Annotated in this window: 5 protein-coding genes; 3 read left to right on the top strand and 2 right to left on the bottom strand. The window is 69.8% G+C overall.

What is annotated here, in order from left to right; all coding sequences use genetic code 11:
• Nucleotides 1-337 precede the first annotated feature (337 nt).
• Nucleotides 338-532 (bottom strand): zf-HC2 domain-containing protein, encoded by a 195-nt coding sequence (locus AB0H81_RS44070; protein ID WP_358388279.1) that lies wholly within the window; start codon nt 530-532, stop codon nt 338-340.
• Nucleotides 532-1,086: a sigma-70 family RNA polymerase sigma factor gene (locus AB0H81_RS44065; protein WP_310715716.1), complete on the bottom strand. Its 555-nt coding sequence runs from the start codon at nt 1,084-1,086 to the stop codon at nt 532-534. Before AB0H81_RS44065 ends, AB0H81_RS44070 begins: the two co-directional genes overlap by 1 nt.
• A 108-nt stretch (nt 1,087-1,194) precedes the next feature.
• Between AB0H81_RS44065 and AB0H81_RS44060 the strand changes: the two genes are divergently transcribed.
• The 3 genes from AB0H81_RS44060 to AB0H81_RS44050 form a co-directional block, all read left to right on the top strand.
• Nucleotides 1,195-1,839: a DUF4142 domain-containing protein gene (locus tag AB0H81_RS44060; RefSeq protein WP_358388276.1), complete on the top strand. Its 645-nt coding sequence runs from the start codon at nt 1,195-1,197 to the stop codon at nt 1,837-1,839.
• A complete protein-coding gene (locus AB0H81_RS44055; RefSeq protein WP_358388274.1) occupies nt 1,836-3,425 on the top strand; it encodes a DUF1996 domain-containing protein in 1,590 nt (529 codons plus the stop codon). The genes AB0H81_RS44060 and AB0H81_RS44055 overlap by 4 nt, the downstream gene beginning before the upstream one ends.
• A 287-nt stretch (nt 3,426-3,712) precedes the next feature.
• Nucleotides 3,713-4,206, top strand: a 494-nt coding sequence (locus AB0H81_RS44050; protein ID WP_358388272.1) for a hypothetical protein, incomplete at its 3' end; no start/stop codon positions are given.

Raw genomic sequence — 4,206 nt, 5'->3', positions numbered from 1 at the left:
CCGGCATGCCGGGGCCGCCGCTGTGGAGCGGCAGGCCACGCTGGGAAAAGGCGGTGATACCAGCATCCCACACCCGGGGCGCGCCCGCCCTGTGGTGCGGGCGGACGCCGGCCTCGCGGCGCGGCCAGGCGTGGGACGGCGGATCACCGTGAGCCGGCGGATCGGCGCGCGGGGCACGATCGCCGTGGAGTGGGCCGTCGTCGTCGCCGGCCCACCTGTACGGGAGGATGGGCGCAGCCGTGTCGGGCCCCACCGAACACCTCCCCCAGATCGCCCGGCCATGGGCGGCCGGACGCATGCCTTGCCGTACCGATATCACCCGAAAAGGGTGAAGACGTCAACGTGACATGGACATGGGGGGATCGTCTTCGGAGGCGGAGGGGTGCTTGAGCTCGTCGAGCCGGCCGGGGAGCGCGGCCAGTTCCTTGAGCTCCTCCTGGCATGACGGGCACGTGTCGAGGTGGCGCTCGAACGCCTCCAGCTCCTCTTCGTCGAGGACACCGAGGACGTAGGCGGCCACCTCTTCGTGCATCAGCCGGCTACCCCCTTGTCCCGCAGAAGCTCTCGCAGAGCCCGGATCCCGTAATACAGCCTGGACTTCACCGTACCCGGTGGGATCCCCAGGATCTCCGCCGCCTCACTTATCGTACGGTCCCGGAGATAGGTCTGCTCAATGACTTCGCGGTGTTCTTCCGACAGGCTCCGCAGGGCGTCGGCGACGACTATCGCCGATAACGCCCGCTCGGACCCGTCGGGTACCGCCAACATGTCGACTTCGGGGGGTTCGACCTCATGGGGCCGGACGCTCTTGCGCCGGCGACCGTCGATCACGATGCGGCGGGCCACGGTCAGCAGCCACGCCCATATGAGGCTCGGTTCCCATTGCAGTCTTGCCGAGTTACGCCAGGCCCTGACGAGCGTCTCCTGTACGACGTCCTCGGCCCATTGAAGATCGTTGCCGGTCGACTTGCGTATGTGGCGCAGCAGAGGGCCGCCGAACTCCTGGTAGAGCACCGCGATGCGGTGCTCCGCCTCGGCATCCGCACTCTCGAACCTGCCGTCGAGGTGACTTAGCACGGGGCACATCTTTACACCTTCGTTATGAGTCCGGTAGCCACTCCGATAACTCCAGTCATTTCTGACTATTCGCCGCTACGAGTGAACCGGTCCCCTGGCCCCCGCGTACCTCCGACCATGCACAGGCTTCTACGCGGTGAGGTCCTCATGTTCGGCGGCTTCGCCGTGGCCGCGGTGGCGACGATTTTCCTGGTCATGCCATCGTCGGCCGCGCCCGTGTCCGCCGAGTGGACGGTGCTGCCCTCCGGCCCGCTGGGGCCGGCCGACCGCGACCTCCTGGTCAAGGTACGGCAGGCAGGCCTCTGGGAGATACCCGTCGGACGGTACGCGCAGGAGCGCGCGGCGTCCCAGCGGGTCAAGGACGTCGGCCTGCACCTGGTGGAGGACCACACCAAGCTCGATGTGGCCACCCGCCAGCTCGCGGCCAAGCTGGGCGTGCCCTTGCCCGACCAGCCCAACGCCGACCAGCAGAGCTGGATGGCTCAACTGGCCGCCGAGAACGGCCCCGCCTTCGACCGGGACTTCGCCAACCTGCTGCGCGCCGCGCACGGGAAGGTCTTCACCGTCGTCGCGGGCGTCCGGTCAGGGACGCGGAACAACGAGGTGCGCAAGTTCGCCCAACAGGCGGTGAACGTGGTCATGAAGCACATGACGCTGCTCGAATCCACCGGACTGGTGGACCACAACGCACTTCCTGAGCCCCCGACCCCCTCGGCCACTCCACCCGCCCCCGCGGCGGTCGAAACAAGGAGACAACCATGAGTAGATCGAGACGCATGGCCGCGGCCGTGTCCGCCCTGGCCATGGTGGCCGGCGGTCTGGTGTCCGCGGCCGTCTTCAGCGTCAGTCCGGCGCTCGCCGATCACTGCGACCCCGCCGAGCAGGCCCGGCAGGGGCAGCAGCGGGCCCAGCGGCAGGGGCAGCCGGACGGCCAGGACCAGGGCCGGCAGGACCAAGACCAGGGACAGGACCAAGGCCGGCAGGACCAAGGCCGGCAGGACCAAGGCCAGGACAACCAGGACCAGGGCCAGAACCAGCAGGACCAGGGTCAGAACAACCAGGACCAAGGCCAGAACCAGCAGGACCAGGGTCAGAACCAGGACCAGGGCCAGCAGAACAACCAGCAGCGCAACAACCGCCAGAACAACCAGCAGCAGAACAATCAGCAGCAGGGTGTTCAGCAGCAGGGCACGGGCGGCGGGGCGCTCTCGCCGGCGCCCGACCCGACCGGCCAGGACCAGAATGGTCAGGATCAGAACGGTCAGGACCGGAACAACCAGGACCAGAACGGACAGACGAACCGGAACGGCCAGGACCAGGGCGACCAGCAGGCCGACCAGGACGGCCGGCAGAACGACCAGCAGGCCGCCGAGCCGCCCCAGGACGCGAACACGTTCGGCCGGCGCGGCCGGGGCAACCAGCAGCAGCCGACCCGGCGGCCGACCCCGTCGCCCACCCCCACGGCCGGCGGCGAGGAGGAGTGCGCCGACCTGGGCCCGTTCGTGACCGACTTCGTCGACATCCGGCAGGTCCAGCCCACCTCGATCGACCCGCCGCGCGGCCGGGGCGGCTCCCGCGGCACGTTCGTCTCCGCGTGCGGCACCAACCGCAACGGCCACAACAACCCGGACAACTTCATCGTCGCGCCGGGTGTGTCGAACGGCGCCCACCACCTGCACGACTACGTGGGCAACCTGTCCACGAACGGCTTCTCCACCGACCAGAGCCTCGCGGCGGCGGGGACGACGTGCCGGTTCGGCGACAAGTCGACGTACTTCTGGCCGGTGCTGCGCGACCGCAAGTCGGACGTCAACGCCAACGACCCGGACGGCAACGTCGGCCAGGTGCTGCGTGCGCGCTCGGTGACGCTCCAGTTCCGCGGCAACGCGGTGTCCCGGGTGACGGCCATGCCGCGGTTCCTGCGGCTGATCACCGGCGACGCCAAGGCGGCCACGAACGGCGGGGCCAACGCCCGCGCGGCCTGGACCTGCACCGGCTTCCAGAACCGAATCACCACCAAATATCCGCTTTGCCCGCGCGGTAGTGGGGTCGTGCGTATTCTGGACTTCCCGAGTTGCTGGGACGGGCAGAACACCGACAGCGCCAACCACCGGACGCACGTGGTCTTCCCCGACCAGAGTGGTGCCTGCCCCGGAGGCATGAAGGCTGTTCCACAGCTGCGGATGACCCTCGTCTACAGCGTTCCCCAGGGTCCCTCGTTCGCCGTGGACGCCTTCCCCGAACAGCAGCACAACCCCATCACCGACCACGCGGACTTCGCGAACGTGATGTCCAACCAGCTGATGTCCTTCGTGGTCAACTGCATCAACCGGGGCCGCCGCTGCTGACCTGACACGCGCCGTCCACCGGGTCGCCCGCCGGCCCGCCACCCGACGCCACCCTCCCGCCGCACCGGCGCGCGGGCCCGCCTCCCCGGGCCCGGCCGGAACCGGCCCGGTCCTCCTCCCGGAGGGCCGGGCCGAACGGGCCCCCTGTCCCGAGGGCGAGCCCCACGGCGAGCCGGAGCGGCGGTCACGGGCCGGCGGAACCGGACGGGCGATCCGGGTGGGCGGCGCGGTCAGGACAGCCCCGGACCCTCCCGAGGCGCACCCTCAACCGACCTTGGAGGGAATGAATGCTCCACAGACGACACCCCCGGCACGCGCCGGCCAAGCTGGACACCCGCAACGTCCGGCTCGGCCTGAGCGTGGCCGTCATGGCGCTTGGCCTGTCGGTCTTCGCCCTGACCAGGACCGATCGCGGCATGTCCGTGTTCGGTCAGGGGGTGAGCTTCCTCGAGTTCTACGCCGGGGTCTTCGCCCTGGTGCTGCTGACCGCCACTGTCGGGCTCGGCCTCCTGACGACCGAGCGCGTCTTCCTGTCCCCGTCGAACCGCGTCAGGGCCCAGCTCGCGCACCGGGCCACCGCCGCGATCGGCATGGGGTACATGTTCACCCACATCGGTCTCATGATCAGCCTCGGCCACGTCCCGCCGGCCGCGGCCGTGATCCCCGTGGCCGGGGTCTGGGTGGGCTTCGGCGCCCTCGCCTCCAACCTCATGATCGCGGTCGTGGTGACGGGCGTCATCCGGGGACGCTTCGCGGTGACGGGCAAGCCGTGGATGTGGCG

This window comes from Nonomuraea sp. NPDC050691 (genome assembly GCF_040654455.1).
Taxonomy (GTDB): domain Bacteria; phylum Actinomycetota; class Actinomycetes; order Streptosporangiales; family Streptosporangiaceae; genus Nonomuraea.
Note: the sequence above shows the minus strand (reverse complement) of the source record. Positions and strands in the feature narration are given on the sequence as shown.

Coding starts and splice junctions, on each gene's coding strand:
- AB0H81_RS44070 (WP_358388279.1), bottom strand. CDS start 532: ATGCACGAAGAGGTGGCCGCCTACGTCCTCGGTGTCCTCGACGAAGAG.
- AB0H81_RS44065 (WP_310715716.1), bottom strand. CDS start 1,086: ATGTGCCCCGTGCTAAGTCACCTCGACGGCAGGTTCGAGAGTGCGGAT.
- AB0H81_RS44060 (WP_358388276.1), top strand. CDS start 1,195: ATGCACAGGCTTCTACGCGGTGAGGTCCTCATGTTCGGCGGCTTCGCC.
- AB0H81_RS44055 (WP_358388274.1), top strand. CDS start 1,836: ATGAGTAGATCGAGACGCATGGCCGCGGCCGTGTCCGCCCTGGCCATG.